Here is a 13,942-nt window from a genome sequence, read left to right as displayed (position 1 = left end):
CATGCCCCGCATCCTTCGCACCCTGTTTGCCGCGGCCGCCTTTGCCGTCGCCCCGCTCGCCATCCACCCCGCCGCCGCCGCCCCCGCCGATTACGGCAAGGCGCCCGAATTCACGGGCATCGGCAAGTGGCTCAACTCCGAACCGCTGACCGTTGCCGGGCTGCGCGGCAAGGTCGTGCTGGTCGACTTCTGGACCTACAGCTGCATCAATTGCATCAATACCCTGCCCCATGTGCGCAAGTGGTACGACAAATACCGCGACCAGGGCCTGGTCGTGGTGGGCGTGCACACGCCGGAGTATGCGTTCGAGCGCTCCACCAGCAACGTCCAGGCCGCGCTCAAGCGTTTCGACATCCGCTACCCGGTGGCGCAGGACAACGCCTATGCCACCTGGAACGCCTGGCGCAACCAGTACTGGCCCGCGCTGTACCTGGTCGATGCCAACGGCAACGTGGTCTACAAGCACTTCGGCGAAGGCCAGTACGCCGAGACCGAGGCGGCGATCCAGAAGGCGCTGGCGCAGCGCCGCTGAGCCTAAAAGCCGCCCTGCAGGCGGGTTGCCGGTCGACCGCCTTGTCTTCCGGCGCATGGGAGTTGATACAAATTGTATGCAATCTTTGTATCACGGTTCGCTGATCCCTGTTATTCTTGCACGCCTGTTGAGGCGGGATGCAGGTCCTGCCCGCCTCGCTCGCGGAACAGCCGCCTCTGGCCCGCGAGCGTGCACGAGGGCGCCGGGTTCCCCGCCCGGCGCCAGAAGAACAAGACAGCCCGCAATATCCGGGCAGACGACAGGAGACTCGAATGGCGCCCTTGCTATTCCAGGTGGAAGACCGCCCCCCACGGTTGACGACGTTCTTGCTGGCGCTCCAGCACCTGCTGGCCGCGCTGGGCGGCATCATTGCGGTGCCGCTGGTGATCGGCGGCGCGCTGCGCCTGCCCTCCGACCAGGTCGTGGCGCTGGTCAATGCCGCGCTGCTGGGCTCGGGCATCGTCACCATCATCCAGTGCAAGGGCGTGGGCCCGGTCGGCATCCGCATGCCGTGCGTGATGGGCACCAGCTTTGCCTTCGTTGGCGCGGCCATCAGCGTGGGTGTGGAGCACGGCGTGGCCGGCATCCTGGGCTCGGCGCTGGCGGGCTCGCTGGTGATGATCCTGGGCAGCTTCTTCATGCCGGCGATCCGCAAGCTGTTCCCGCATACCGTCACCAGCGTGGTCGTGACCATGATCGGCCTGTCGCTGATCCCGGTGGCGATCGACTGGGCCGCCGGCGGCCAGGGCAGCAGCCGCTACGGCGCCCCCGGCAACCTGGCGATTGCCGTCGCCGTGCTGGCGCTGGTGGTGGCGGTGGTGCAGTGGGGCAAGGGCATGCTGTCGGCCTCGGCCATCGTGGTCGGCATTGCCGGGGGCTATCTGCTGTGCCTGGCGCTGGGCCTGGTCGACTTCACCCAGTTCCACCAGGCGCCGGTGTTCGCGGTGCCGCAGCCGCTGCACTTCGGCATGTCGTTCCCGATCTCGGGCATCGTCGCCATGTCGATCGCCTTCCTGGTCACCATCGTCGAATCGACCGGCACCTTCATGGCGCTGGGCTCGGCCACGCAGCGGCCGGTGTCGGGCAAATGCCTGTCGCGCGGGATCCTGTGCGACGGCTTTGGCTCGGCCTTCGCGGCGCTGGTATGCAGCCCGCCGCTGTCCACTTTTGCGCAGAACGTCGGCGTGGTGTCGCTGACCGGCGTGGCCAGCCGCCATGTGGTGGCGCTGACCGGCGTGATGCTGCTGCTGGCCGGGCTGTTCCCGGTGCTGGGCGCGCTGGTGGTGACGATTCCGCAGCCGGTGCTCGGCGGTGCCGGCCTGATGATGTTCGCGATGATCGTTTCCGGCGGCATCCAGATGCTCAGCACGGTACGCTTCACGCAGCGCAATACGTTGATTGTCGCGGTGTCGATCGGCTGCGGCCTGGCCGTGACCTTCCGGCCGGAACTGCTGGCGAAGCTGCCCGCCTTTGTCCACGAGGTGTTCGGCTCCGGCATCACGGTGGGCTCGCTGTCCGCGGTGATCCTGAACCTGCTGCTGCCCGGCGGCAAGGAAGCCGCCGCCGACGAAGCCGGGCACGAAACCGTCGGCGAGGCCGCCTGAATGCCATCACGCCGGCTGTGCTAGCGCGCGCCGGCGGCCGCGGATGGCCGCAGTAGCGGGTAGGGATTGATCGCCCCGCCCGCGGTGTAGATGCCATAGTGCAGGTGCGGCGGCGTGCCGCGCGCATTGCCGGTGGTGCCGACATACCCCAGCACGGTGCCGGCGACGATGATGTCGCCGGCGCGCACGCCGGCGTACCGGTCCAGGTGGGCGTAGTAGTGCAGCTGGCGCCCCGGACCCATCACCCACACCACGTTGCCGCCCAATTCGCTGGTTCCCACGCGCGTGACGATGCCTTCGGTGGCCGACACCACTTCGCGGCTGCGCGGCGCGAAGATGTCGATGCCCTCGTGCTTGCGCCCGCCGGAACGCACGCCGTGCCAGGTATCGCGCAGCGCCCTCGGGGCAACCCCGGCGACCGGCACCGGCAGCGTCGCCGGCGCGGGCCGGGCGGACAGGCGGGCCGCGTAGATGGCGCGCTCCAGCGGCGGCTGCAGCCACGGCCAGGCCAGCCAGCCCAGGCCGATCCAGAGCGCCAGCCATGCCAGCCGGCGCACCAGCGCAAGTAAAGGGGGAACGAGACGCGAGGCAGCCATATGCCTTCGACGGCAGCCTGGCGTGCGAATTCCCGCCCACGCACCCACCTTACGGGTCGCACACACCACTTCTGGCCCGGTGAGGGCCGAACCATCGGCGCCGCGGCCGGTCATAACTGGACCGTTTTGATTGCAACAGGAGAACCCATGGACTGTCCGGTGTGCCCGCAAACCCAACTCGTGATGTCCGAACGCCAGGGCATCGAGATCGATTACTGCCCCAAGTGCCGCGGCGTCTGGCTGGACCGGGGCGAGCTCGACAAGATCCTGGAGCGCTCGGCGGCGGCAGCCCCGGCGCAGCAAGCCCCCATGCAGCAACCCCCGCAGCCGCAGGCCCCGGTGCACAATGCACCGCCGCAGCAGGGCTACCAGCGCGGCTACGGCGACCGCGACCGTGACCGCTACTACGAGCGCGAGCAGAAGCACTATCGGAAGAAGAGCATCTGGCACGAGCTGTTCGACTGAGCCGGCCAGCGATGGAAGGAAAGGGCGACCGTGGTCGCCCTTTCATCGTTTACGTCCCCCTACAGCCCGGCGGCGAGACCGTCGCCGCGCGGATCGGCCGCGCCATACATCACGCCGGTGACCGGGTCGATCAGGATGGCGCCGGCATGGCCCATGGCGTCGGTGAAGGGCTGCACCCGCCTGACCGGATGCCCGCGCCGCGCCAGTTCGGCAGTCACCGCTTCCGGCACGCGGCCCTCGATCTTGAGATCGTTCGACGACACGCCCCAGTTGCGCCCATAGAGCAGGCGCGGCGCATTGACCGCGTCCTGCGGCGACATGCCGAAATCGACGATGCGCGTCACCAGCGCGGCCTGGGTCTGCGGCTGCCCCTCGCCGCCCATGGTGCCGTAGACCAGGAACGGCTTGCCGTCCTTCAGCAGCAGCGCGGGGTTCAGCGTATGGAAGGTGCGCTTGCCCGGCGCCAGGTGGTTCACATGCGCGGGATCGAGCGAGAAGAACGCACCGCGGTTCTGCAACAGGACACCGGTGCCCCTGGGCACGATGCCCGAGCCGAAGTCGTGATAGACGCTCTGGATCATCGACACCACGTTGCCGTCCTTGTCGGCGGTACCGAACCATACCGTATCGCCGTGCGGATCCATCGGCTTCACGTCAGCGCCGGCGCGCAGCATGCTGATGCGCCCGGACTGGGCCTGCCCGTGCCGCGACGACAGCAGCCGTTCCAGCGGGATCTGCACGAAGTCCGGATCGGCGAGGTAGCGGTCGCGATCGGCGAACGCCTGCTTGGTCGCCTCCACCAGCACGTGGTAGTAGTCCGCCGTGCCCTCGCCCAGCGCGCGCACGTCGCGCTTGTCGAGGATGTTCAGGATCTCCAGCGAGGCAAAGCCTTGGGTGTTGGGCGGAACGTTGACGGCCTGGTAGCCGCGGTACTTCACCGAGATCGGCTGGACCCAGTCGGCGCGGTGGCGGGCAAAGTCGGCCTGGGTCAGCACGCCGCCGTGCGCCTGCAGGTCGGCCACGATCTTGCGCGCGATCTCGCCCTGGTAGAACGCGGCGGCGCCACCCGACGCAATCTGGCGCAGCGTGCCCGCCAGATCGGGCTGGCGCAGCGTTTCGCCCATCCGGTAGGCCGACCCATCCGGTTTCAGAAAGGTCTGGCGAAAGCCGTCGAAGCGCTGCAAGGCGCGGAATTCGGTGTCGGCCGGGTCGAGATTGACGCGGCTCCACGATGCCAGCGACGCCGACACCGGGAACCCGCCCTCGGCATGGCGGATGGCATCGGCCATCAGCTCCGGCCATGGCAGGCTGCGCCCCATGCCCTGGCGCGCGTACTGGTACGCCGCTTCCCAGCCGGCGACGGTCCCGGGCACCGTGATCGCCGACAGGTAGCCGCGTGCGGGAACCCGGTCGAGTCCCTTGTCGCGGTAAAGCGCGATGGTCGCGCGTTCGCCGGCGCGCCCGCTGGCATTGAGCGCGCGCACCTCGCGCGTGCGGGCGTTGTAGATCAACCAGAAGGCGTCGCCGCCGATGGAATTCATGTGCGGGTACACCACCGCGATGGTCGAGGCCACCGCGATGGCGGCATCGACCGCATTGCCGCCGCGCTCCAGTACGCGCAGCCCGGCCTGCGTCGCCAGGCGGTTGGAAGAGGTCACCATGCCGCCGGTGGCCATCGGGTTGATACAGGTGGACGGCGTGTCGCAGTACTTGCCGGCCTCGTCGACGGCCCATGCCGGCGCGGCGGCCAGCGTCAGTGCCGAGCACATGCCGGCCAGGCGCAGAGCGGTGAAGAATCTGGTGCGGTGCATCGCAGGCTCCCTGGGTAACACAGCGAAGTTGCATGCCGGAGCGGACGCAACCGGCACGAGCGGTAGAGCGGATTGCCCGGATTGTCTTGTGGGGCGAGCGCAAGTTAGCCTGCGCCAGACAATCTGGCTAACGGCAAAGTCGCATCCGGTGTCGGCAAACGGACATGAGCGGATATCGGCCGCGGCGCTGCCCGTGGCGCCAGCCCTCGTCCCCCACTACCTCCACCCCTAAACCGGACCACGCATGCCTGCCCATGATCCCGCCCTGCGCGCGCTCGCGCGGCTGCCTCGCCCGCTGTACGGCCACATCGAAGCCCTGCCCAACCGCGTGCTGGGCTATCGCCACCGGCATCCCTGGTGCCAGTTCGCCTATGCGCTGCAGGGCGTGCTGGAGGTATGGACCGACCGCGGGCGCTTTGTCGCGCCACCGCAATGGGCGGTATGGATTCCGGCCGGCGTGGCGCACCGCGTGCGCTGCGCCACGGGCACGCGCATCCGCAGCCTCTACCTGGACAACAGCGTGTGCGCGGCAGCGCGGGCCCGTTGCCGCGTGCTGACCGTCAGCCCGCTGCTGCGCGAACTGATTCGCGCCTTCAGCCACCTGCCGGCCGAATACGACGAGCGCGGCGCCGACGGACGCCTGGCGCGCGTGCTGATCGACCAGCTTGGCGCCGCGCCCGAAGTCGAATTCATGCTGCCGCTGCCGGCCGACCCGCGCGTGCGCCTGGTGTGCAATGGCCTGCAGCGCCATGCCGACCGCGACACCAGCCTGGCGGCGTGGAGCGCGCGGCTGGCAGTCTCGGGCAAGACCCTGACGCGGCTGTTCCAGCGCGAAACCGGACTGACCTTCCGCGCCTGGCGCCAGCGGCTGCGGCTGCTCGACGCGGTGCCCCGGCTGGAGCGCGGCGAAGCCGTGACCGAGGTGGCACTGGATTGCGGCTATGAGTCGCTGTCGGCGTTTATCGCGGCGTTCCGGCGGCTCTACAACATGACGCCGGGCGAGTTGTCGCGCGCCAACCGCGTCGTTCCCGCGGCCAGTTAGCGAATGCGGTCAGGCACGCTGGCGGTGGCGCCGCGCCGCTTCGGCGGCGGCGTCGCGCAACGCCGGCGGCAGCGCGCGCAGCTCGGCCGTGAAAAAGGCCCGTTCCGCCGGGCGCAGCGCGGGCAGCTGCCCGGCAAGCCGCTCCACCGCGGCGCATGCGGCCGAGGTGGCGCCCTGCTCATGGGTCAGGTACCAGGCCGATTCAAGAAGGAGGTTGGCCAGCTGCAGCGGTGCCAGCCTGACGTGGCCGGCGTCGTGGTCTTCCAGCGCGAAAGCGGCGACCGCCGACCAGCGCACGAAGCCCCGCGCCGGCGCAAACGGCGCATGGAACGGCCGCAGCGCCTCGACCGCGTCGGCCACCGAAAGCGGGCGCTGGCGGCGGAACACGGCCATGCTGTCGCTGGCGCTGGCCGGGCGGTCCAGCGGCGGCGCATCGGGGCCGCAGCTGCCGCGCGCGATGCGCAGCAGGAAGATCGCGTTCCACGCCGTGCCGCCGCCGACGCCGAAGCGGTCGCAGATCCATTCCGACAGCCCCAGCCAGCGCATCGCCTGCCGCTGCACGGCGCTGGCCGACAGGCTGCGCCCGGCATCGATCAGCCCATGGCGCCAGAACAGCCACAGGCTCAGCCCGATATTGGCCGCGGCATGCTGCACGGCATCGACCGAATCGGCCTCGTAAGCGGCCTGCAGCGCGCCCGCGAACGCGTCCAGCGCGCGCTGCGCCGCCGTGGCCGCGGCCGCATGCGCGGGGCGCATGGCATCGGCCTTGTGCAACAGCGCTTCGAGGTTCAGCACCTCGAAGCGCACGCGTGGGTTGTAGCGCACCACCAGGCGCAGCTCGGCATCGGCATGCAGGAGATCCAGCCCGGCGCGCGCACCCTCGCCGTCGCCGCGCGTGTAGCGCTCCCAGGCGCGCACCACCTGCGCCATGGCCTGGAACGCCGGCGTGGCCGCGCCCGCGTCGGCCGCCTGCACCAGCCGGTCGAAGCGCCGCAGCGCCGCGCGGCTTTGGTCCAGGCGCCCGCAGCGGCGCCAGGCCTGGCTTTCCTTCAGCAACGACAAGGCCCGCTGGAAGCCATCGCCGGCAAGCCGGCGCGCCGCGCCAAAGGACTCGGCCACGGCGAAGCCGTGGGCGCCGGCATGGCCGTCCTGCGCGCTGCGCATGGCCTGCGTCAGCTCGCTCCAGAAAGCCATGTCGCGCATGACGTAGCCGGTGCCATCCGCTTGCCCCGCCGGCACGGGTTGCGCGCCGGCAGGGAAACCGAAATGCCGTGCCAGCGCAACCGGGCCCAGCGTGCGGCCATTGGCAACGAAGCGCAGCCGGCGCGCGCTGGCCGCCGCCAGCCAGAACGGCCCGCGGCTGCGCTGCGCCGGGTTGGCCGCGGCCGGATCGCGGGCGCGGTCCGCGCCCCATCCCACCACGATGCCCCAGCGTGCGAAGTCTGCAAACGCGCGCGACACCAGCATGCGCAGGTTGGCCGCCGTGGGGAACGCGCTGCGTACCGCGGCGGCCGTGACTGCTCCCTCTGCGCTGCGCTGCGCATGCCACGCACGTGCGAGCAGCCAGACCGACTGGTAGCGCGCGGGCTGGCCATCGACCCGGTAGGGACTCGACACATCGACATGGATCAGGGCAGGCGCGGGCATCGATTTGGCAGCAGGCATCCGTGGCAATGCCCGCCATGTTACGCAAGTTACAGCGCACGCGGTTGGCGCTGCGCGAGCCCTCTCCTATGCTGCGCATCACGGTCCGGGCCCGGATTGTCATTCCCTCAAACTTCCCACGCATAACCATGAACAATCGTCTTGCCCGCCTGCTGACACCGGTGGCCTTCGGCCTCGGCCTGCTTGCCGCCCACCTGCCCGCCCTGGCCGCGCCCAAGGAAGCGCCGCTCGACATCGCGCCACTGTTCCGCCAGGCCGAGACCACCGGCACCATGGTGATCTACGACCTGCGGCGCGACCGCATGCTGACCTACAACCCGTCACGCGCCGCCACGCCGTATTCGCCGGCATCGACCTTCAAGATCATGAACTCGCTGATCGGCCTCGAGACCGGCGCGGTCGCCGACGTCGACCACGACAAGCTGCCCTGGGACGGCAAGGTCTGGCTGGTTGGCGGCAAGGCCGTGCTACCCGAGGCCTGCAACGCCGACGTGCCGCTGCGCGTGGCCCTGCCCAACTCCTGCGTGCCGGCCTACCAGGCGCTGGCGCGCCGGGTCGGCAGCGCCGCCTACCAGCGCTACCTGACCGCGTCGCACTACGGCAATGCCGACAGCTCCGGGCCGGTGGACCGCTTCTGGCTGAACGGCAAGCTGCAGATCACCGCCTACCAGCAGATCGATTTCCTCAAGGGACTGGTGCAGCGGACGCTGCCGTTCTCGCCCGCCACCTTCAACGCCGTCGACGACATCACGGTGCTGGAGCGCACCCCCGCTTACACCCTGCACGCCAAGACCGGCTGGGCCGACTCGGCCAAGCCGGCGGTGGGCTGGCTGGTGGGCTGGGTCGAGCGCGGCAAGGACGACTACCTGTTCGCGCTCAATTTGGACCTGCTGCGGCCGGAGCATGCCAGGGCGCGGATGGAGATTGCGCGCGCGGCGTTGCGGCAGGCGGGGGCGTTGCCGGAGTGAGGCATCCGCCTGGAGCCGGCGGGCCCTGTAACCGGCACTACTACGATCTCGCCATCAAGGCCGACAACCGGTCAGTGTCGTAGCGGGCCCGCAGTTCGCCGATGGCTCGAGCCCAACGGCGCGTCCCTTGCCGCTGTGAGGTGCAATAACCGCCATTCGGGTTTCTCCGTAGTGAGTTCTGTCTCCGCCTGTCATTTAATTCAACATGAATTAATTAATAGCGGCGCGTCCCCACGTGGGCGGGCAGCCAAAACAGCACGGAGACGAGATGACCGCATCCAAGGCGGGTCGTGGCGTGAATTCCGCCAGCCTGCGCCTCTACAACGAACGCGCGCTGCTGCTGGCGCTGCGCCGGGCCGGCGAGGCTTCCAAGGCCGACCTGGCGCGCATGGCGCAACTGACCAATACCGCAGTCGGCAGCATCGTCCAGACCTTGTCCGACGAAGGCCTGGTCGAGCAGGCGGGGCGCCGCACCGAAGGCCAGCGCGGGCAACCCGCCAGCCTGATCCGGCTGCAGGCAAAGGGTGCCTTCGGCATCGGCGTGCGGCTGGACCGGGCCAGCATCGAGGTAGTGATGGTGGATTTTGCCGGCCACATCCTGGCCAGCCGGGCCCACCAGCTGGTCCTGCCCCACCCCGACCAGGCGCTCGAACTGGTGCGGCAGGATATCGCCGCGCTGCGCGCCCAGCTTGCCCCGGACGAACAGAAGCGGCTGATGGGCATCGGCGTGGCGCAGCCCTATAACCTTGGCGCCTGGCTGCGCGAACTGGACGTACAGGGCGAAGCCTTCCAGGCGAGCTTCCGCGCCTGGGACCAGGCCGACTTCCCGGCGATGCTCAACGCCGCCACCGGCTTGCCGGTGTTCGGCGAAAACGACGGCACCGCCGCGGCAGTGGCGGAGCTGTTCTATGGGCGCCACCACGCCCAGCATTTCCTCTATGTGTTCCTGGGCCCCGCCATCGGCGGTGGCGTGGTACTCAACGGCGACTGCGTGCGCGGTGTTTCCGGAAATGCCGGGGATATCGCCATGATGCCGGTGCCACGCAGCACGCTGCCTTCCGCGCTGCCGGCCACAAACCATGGCAGGCGGGGCGATATCCTGATCTCGCGCGCTTCGCTCAACGCCCTGACGCGCCACCTGCGCCACCATGGCGTGATGGTCGACGGCCATGCCGACCTGCAACGCCAGGTCGAGCTGGGCCACCCGGCGGTTGAGGAGTGGGTGGCGGACTGCGTCGATGCGCTCGCGCCGGCGCTGCAGTCGGCACTGGCCGTGCTCGACGTGCCGCTGGTGATCTTCGATGCCGACATCGACGGCGGCCTGGTCGCCACGCTGATCGCGCGCCTGCAGCAGACACTCGCCGAAAGCGCGCCCGAGGCGCGCGCGCCCGCCACCGTGGTGCGGGGCTGCTTTGGCGCCAACGCCGGTGCGGTGGGCGCCGCGTCGCTGCCGATGTTCATGAACTTCTCGCCACGCGCCGAGCTGCTACGGGGTGCGTCGGCCATCGTGCCGGAGGCCCGCCATGCCATGGTCTGAAGCAACGCCTGCCCCGCCGACACCGGCGCCCCTGCATGGCGGCCAGGCGGGCCAGGGCGGCACCGCGCCGCTGCTCGAGCTGCACAACATCTCCAAGACCTTCCCCGGCGTGAAGGCCCTCAGCAGTATGGCGCTGACGGTCTACCCCGGCGAGGTCCATGCGCTGATGGGCGAGAATGGTGCCGGCAAGTCCACGCTGATGAAGATCCTGTCGGGGGCCTACGTCGCCGACCCTGGCGGCGAATGCCGCATTGCCGGCAAGCCGGTGACCATCGACGGCCCTGCCGCGGCGCGCGCCCACGGCGTGGCCGTGATCTACCAGGAACTGAGCCTCGCGCCGAACCTGAGCGTGGCCGAGAATATCTACCTGGGCCGCCACCTGCACCACCGCGGCATAGTCGACCGCGCCGCGATGGCGCGCGCGTGCGAGGCCACGCTGGCCCGGCTCGGTGCCGACTTCACCGCGCAGGCGCCGGTGCACACGCTGTCGATCGCCCAGCGCCAGCTGGTGGAGATTGCCCGGGCGGTGCACTTCGAGACCCGCATCCTGGTGATGGACGAGCCCACCACGCCGCTGTCCACCCGCGAGACCGAGCGCCTGTTTGCGCTAATCCGCCAGCTGCGCGCCGAAGGCATGGCCATCATCTACATCAGCCACCGCATGGCTGAGATTGACGAGCTCGCCGACCGCGTCACCGTGCTGCGCGACGGCCGCCTGGTGGGCACGCTCACGCGTGACCAGCTGACGCAGGCGGCACTGGTCAAGATGATGGTCGGGCGCGACCTGTCCGGCTTCTACACCAAGACCCATGGCGAGACCGCGCCCGGAGCGATCATGCTGTCGGTGCGCAATATGTCCGACGGCCGGCGCGTGCGCGGCTGCAGCTTCGACCTGCGCGCCGGCGAGGTGCTGGGGCTGGCCGGACTGGTCGGTGCCGGCCGCACCGAACTGGCGCGGCTGGTGTTCGGCGCCGATGCGCGCACCGACGGCGCGGTGTTCGTCGCCGGCACGCCGCTGGCGGTCAGCAGCCCGCGCCAGGCGATCGATGCCGGCATCGCCTACCTGACCGAAGACCGCAAGCTGCAGGGGCTGTTCCTGGACCAGAGCGTGCACGAGAACATCAACCTGATCGTGGCCGCGCGCGATGCCCTGCGCGGCGGCCGGCTGAACCGCGCCAGCGCGCGCCAGCGCACCGCCGCGGCGATCCGCGCGCTCGGCATCCGGGTCGCGCACCCGCAGGTCAGCGTGGGTGCGCTGTCGGGCGGCAACCAGCAGAAGGTCATGCTGTCGCGGCTTCTGGAAACCCGCCCGCGCGTGCTGATCCTGGACGAGCCCACGCGCGGCGTCGATATCGGCGCCAAGGCCGAGATCTACCGGCTGATCAATGCGCTGGCGCGCTCCGGCGTGGCGGTGCTGCTGATCTCCAGCGAACTGCCCGAGGTGGTGGGCCTGTGCGACCGCGTGCTGGTGATGCGCGCAGGCCTGCTGGTTGGCGAAGTGCCAGGCTGTGCCGATGCCGCCGCCATGCAGGAGCGGATCATCGCGCTGGCCACTGGTGCCGGCGAACCCGCCCCTGCGGTCCTGCATTGACCTCATGAATCCCCGTACAAGCCGGCCACGAACGGTTGAGCGCGGGCGGCCTGCCGCCTCGCCGCAACAGGAGACACTGATGCCCAATCCCAGCAATCCCACTTCCCCCACGGCCCACGCCGCCCCGCCGGCGCGCACCGCCGCACGCGCCTCCACGCAGGAACGCCTGCGTGCCCTTGGCATGCTGCCGGTGCTGGTGCTGCTGTGCATGGGCTTCACGCTGCTGACCGAAAACTTCGCCAGCCTGCAAAACCTGTCGATCATCGCCCAGCAGGCTTCGATCAACCTGGTGCTTGCCGCAGGCATGACTTTCGTCATCCTGACCGGCGGCATCGACCTGTCGGTGGGATCGATCCTGTCGGTATCGGCGGTGGTGGCGATGCTGGTTTCGCTGATGCCGCAGCTTGCCGCGCTGAGCGTACCGGCGGCGCTGCTGTGCGGGCTGCTGTTCGGCCTGCTCAACGGCGCGCTGATCGCATTCATGAAGCTGCCGCCGTTCATCGTGACGCTGGGCAGCCTGACCGCGGTGCGCGGGCTGGCGCGGCTGGTCGGCAACGACAGCACGGTCTACAACCCGGAGATCCCGTTCGCCTTCATTGGCAACGGCAACCTGCTCGGCGTGCCCTGGCTGGTGGTGATCGCGGGTGCGGTGGTGGCGCTGTCATGGCTGGTGCTGCGGCGCACCGTGCTGGGACTGCAGATCTACGCGGTCGGCGGCAATGCCGAGGCGGCGCGCCTGTCGGGCATCAAGGTCTGGGTGGTGCTGCTGTTCGTCTATGCGGTGTCTGGCCTGCTGTCGGGACTGGGCGGCGTGATGTCGGCGTCGCGGCTGTACGCCGCCAACGGGCTGCAGCTGGGGCAGTCCTATGAACTGGACGCGATCGCCGCGGTGATCCTGGGCGGCACCAGCTTTGTCGGCGGGGTCGGATCGATCGCCGGCACGCTGGTGGGCGCGCTGATCATCGCGGTGCTGTCGAACGGGCTGATCCTGCTGGGCGTGTCGGATATCTGGCAATACATCATCAAGGGGCTGGTGATCATCGGCGCGGTCGCGCTGGATCGCTATCGCCAGAAGGGCTCGGCCCGTACCTGACCTGCTGCCGCAACCGGAGACTGACCGTGACTGACCTCATCCTCAGGGCCCTGGCCGCCGGCGCGCTGGCTGCGCTGTGCGCGGTGCCGGCCATGGCGCAGGGACCCGCACCGGGCACGCCCGCCGCCGCCGCTGCCGCTGCGCCCGCGTCCGCCACGCCTCGCCCGCTCAAGAAAGTCGGCGTCACGCTGGGCTCACTGGGCAACCCGTACTTCGTCGCGCTGGCCCGCGGCGCCGAGGCCGCCGCCCGGCAGGTGAACCCGAACGTCAAGGTGACCGTGCTGTCGGCCGACTATGACCTGAACAAGCAGTTCACCCATATCGACAGCTTTATCGTCGCCGGCGTCGACCTGATCCTGATCAACGCCGCTGACGCGCGCGCCATCGAGCCGGCAGTGCGCAAGGCGCGCAAGGCGGGCATCGTGGTGGTGGCGGTCGACGTGGCCGCGGCCGGGGCCGACGCCACCGTGCAGACCGACAACACGCAGGCCGGCGAACTGGCCTGTGGATTTATTGCCGACCGGCTCAACGGTCGCGGCAACGTCATCATCCAGAACGGGCCACCGGTGTCCGCGGTGCTGGACCGGGTCAAGGGCTGCAAGGCGGTGCTGGCGCGCCACCCCGCGATCCGCATCCTGTCCGACGACCAGGACGCCAAGGGCTCGCGCGAAGGCGGCCTCAACGTGATGCAGCTATACCTGACGCGCTTTCCCAGCGTGGATGCGGTCTTCACCATCAATGACCCGCAAGCGGTGGGCGCTGACCTCGCCGCGCGCCAGCTCAACCGCCGCGGCATCGTGATTGCCTCGGTCGACGGCGCGCCCGACATCGAGGCCGCGCTCAAGGCCGACACCCTGGTGCAGGCTTCGGCCAGCCAGGACCCCTGGGCCATTGCGCGCACCGCGGTGCGGCTGGGCGTGGGCATGATGAACGGCCAGCGCCCGGCCAACCCGACCGTGCTGCTGCCGTCCACGCTGGTCACGCGGGCCAATGTCGGCCAGTACAAGGGCTGGGCCACGCCACGCTGAGCGGCATGGC

General features: G+C 69.8%; 12 protein-coding genes. 9 read left to right on the top strand and 3 right to left on the bottom strand.

Going from position 1 to position 13,942, the window contains the following annotated elements; all coding sequences use genetic code 11:
- Window position 1: 1 nt before the first annotated feature.
- Window positions 2-532, top strand: coding sequence for a thioredoxin family protein (locus tag A3AG_RS0120975; protein WP_018007318.1), 531 nt, complete (start codon window positions 2-4; stop codon window positions 530-532).
- A 272-nt stretch (window positions 533-804) separates the two neighbouring features.
- Window positions 805-2,136, top strand: coding sequence for a nucleobase:cation symporter-2 family protein (locus tag A3AG_RS0120970; protein ID WP_018007317.1), 1,332 nt, complete (start codon window positions 805-807; stop codon window positions 2,134-2,136).
- A 20-nt stretch (window positions 2,137-2,156) separates the two neighbouring features.
- Here A3AG_RS0120970 and A3AG_RS0120965 read toward each other — a convergent pair whose 3' ends face one another.
- On the bottom strand, window positions 2,157-2,732 hold the full coding sequence (locus A3AG_RS0120965) for a M23 family metallopeptidase (protein WP_026164353.1): 576 nt from the start codon (window positions 2,730-2,732) through the stop codon (window positions 2,157-2,159).
- A gap of 147 nt (window positions 2,733-2,879) precedes the next feature.
- Here A3AG_RS0120965 and A3AG_RS0120960 point away from each other — a divergent pair, with 147 nt between their 5' ends.
- Window positions 2,880-3,197 carry a TFIIB-type zinc ribbon-containing protein gene (locus A3AG_RS0120960; RefSeq protein WP_018007315.1) on the top strand — a complete coding sequence of 106 codons (318 nt, stop codon included), beginning with the start codon at window positions 2,880-2,882 and terminating at the stop codon, window positions 3,195-3,197.
- Between the two features lie 59 nt (window positions 3,198-3,256).
- Here the strand turns inward: A3AG_RS0120960 and ggt are convergent, their stop codons facing one another.
- The gene (ggt, locus tag A3AG_RS0120955) at window positions 3,257-4,873 is read right to left on the bottom strand and encodes a gamma-glutamyltransferase (protein ID WP_026164352.1); all 1,617 of its coding nucleotides are present in this window, start codon (window positions 4,871-4,873) and stop codon (window positions 3,257-3,259) included.
- Between the two features lie 379 nt (window positions 4,874-5,252).
- Here ggt and A3AG_RS0120950 point away from each other — a divergent pair, with 379 nt between their 5' ends.
- Window positions 5,253-6,050 (top strand): AraC family transcriptional regulator, encoded by a 798-nt coding sequence (locus tag A3AG_RS0120950; protein ID WP_018007313.1) that lies wholly within the window; start codon window positions 5,253-5,255, stop codon window positions 6,048-6,050.
- Between the two features lie 9 nt (window positions 6,051-6,059).
- Here A3AG_RS0120950 and A3AG_RS0120945 read toward each other — a convergent pair whose 3' ends face one another.
- A complete protein-coding gene (locus A3AG_RS0120945; protein WP_018007312.1) occupies window positions 6,060-7,697 on the bottom strand; it encodes a hypothetical protein in 1,638 nt (545 codons plus the stop codon).
- A 146-nt stretch (window positions 7,698-7,843) separates the two neighbouring features.
- Between A3AG_RS0120945 and blaOXA the strand changes: the two genes are divergently transcribed.
- The 5 genes from blaOXA to A3AG_RS0120920 all read left to right on the top strand — a co-directional run bounded on the left by blaOXA (window position 7,844) and on the right by A3AG_RS0120920 (window position 13,932).
- Window positions 7,844-8,683: an OXA-1206 family carbapenem-hydrolyzing class D beta-lactamase gene (gene blaOXA / locus A3AG_RS0120940; protein ID WP_018007311.1), complete on the top strand. Its 840-nt coding sequence runs from the start codon at window positions 7,844-7,846 to the stop codon at window positions 8,681-8,683.
- A gap of 268 nt (window positions 8,684-8,951) precedes the next feature.
- A complete protein-coding gene (locus A3AG_RS0120935; RefSeq protein WP_018007310.1) occupies window positions 8,952-10,220 on the top strand; it encodes an ROK family protein in 1,269 nt (422 codons plus the stop codon).
- Window positions 10,221-10,347: 127 nt separating this feature from the next.
- A complete protein-coding gene (locus tag A3AG_RS0120930) occupies window positions 10,348-11,811 on the top strand; it encodes a sugar ABC transporter ATP-binding protein (RefSeq protein ID WP_240619914.1) in 1,464 nt (487 codons plus the stop codon).
- A 79-nt stretch (window positions 11,812-11,890) separates the two neighbouring features.
- Window positions 11,891-12,904, top strand: a complete 1,014-nt coding sequence (locus A3AG_RS0120925) for an ABC transporter permease subunit (protein ID WP_018007308.1) — start codon at window positions 11,891-11,893, stop codon at window positions 12,902-12,904.
- A 92-nt stretch (window positions 12,905-12,996) separates the two neighbouring features.
- Window positions 12,997-13,932: an ABC transporter substrate-binding protein gene (locus A3AG_RS0120920; RefSeq protein WP_026164350.1), complete on the top strand. Its 936-nt coding sequence runs from the start codon at window positions 12,997-12,999 to the stop codon at window positions 13,930-13,932.
- Window positions 13,933-13,942 lie beyond the last annotated feature (10 nt).

Origin of the sequence: Cupriavidus neocaledonicus, from assembly GCF_000372525.1 — a bacterium.
GTDB classification, from domain to species: Bacteria; Pseudomonadota; Gammaproteobacteria; order Burkholderiales; family Burkholderiaceae; genus Cupriavidus; species Cupriavidus neocaledonicus.
The sequence above is the reverse complement of the archived record's forward strand: the minus strand, read 5'-3'. Positions and strand labels throughout refer to the sequence as shown.

What these genes read in the sequence shown, in the direction of transcription:
- A3AG_RS0120920 (WP_026164350.1), top strand. Translation starts at nt 12,997, where the DNA reads ATGGCGCAGGGACCCGCACCGGGCACGCCCGCCGCCGCCGCTGCCGCT.
- A3AG_RS0120960 (WP_018007315.1), top strand. Translation starts at nt 2,880, where the DNA reads ATGGACTGTCCGGTGTGCCCGCAAACCCAACTCGTGATGTCCGAACGC.
- A3AG_RS0120935 (WP_018007310.1), top strand. Translation starts at nt 8,952, where the DNA reads ATGACCGCATCCAAGGCGGGTCGTGGCGTGAATTCCGCCAGCCTGCGC.
- A3AG_RS0120945 (WP_018007312.1), bottom strand. Translation starts at nt 7,697, where the DNA reads ATGCCCGCGCCTGCCCTGATCCATGTCGATGTGTCGAGTCCCTACCGG.
- A3AG_RS0120965 (WP_026164353.1), bottom strand. Translation starts at nt 2,732, where the DNA reads ATGGCTGCCTCGCGTCTCGTTCCCCCTTTACTTGCGCTGGTGCGCCGG.
- ggt (WP_026164352.1), bottom strand. Translation starts at nt 4,873, where the DNA reads ATGGCCACCGGCGGCATGGTGACCTCTTCCAACCGCCTGGCGACGCAG.
- A3AG_RS0120925 (WP_018007308.1), top strand. Translation starts at nt 11,891, where the DNA reads ATGCCCAATCCCAGCAATCCCACTTCCCCCACGGCCCACGCCGCCCCG.
- blaOXA (WP_018007311.1), top strand. Translation starts at nt 7,844, where the DNA reads ATGAACAATCGTCTTGCCCGCCTGCTGACACCGGTGGCCTTCGGCCTC.
- A3AG_RS0120950 (WP_018007313.1), top strand. Translation starts at nt 5,253, where the DNA reads ATGCCTGCCCATGATCCCGCCCTGCGCGCGCTCGCGCGGCTGCCTCGC.
- A3AG_RS0120970 (WP_018007317.1), top strand. Translation starts at nt 805, where the DNA reads ATGGCGCCCTTGCTATTCCAGGTGGAAGACCGCCCCCCACGGTTGACG.
- A3AG_RS0120930 (WP_240619914.1), top strand. Translation starts at nt 10,348, where the DNA reads ATGGCGCTGACGGTCTACCCCGGCGAGGTCCATGCGCTGATGGGCGAG.
- A3AG_RS0120975 (WP_018007318.1), top strand. Translation starts at nt 2, where the DNA reads ATGCCCCGCATCCTTCGCACCCTGTTTGCCGCGGCCGCCTTTGCCGTC.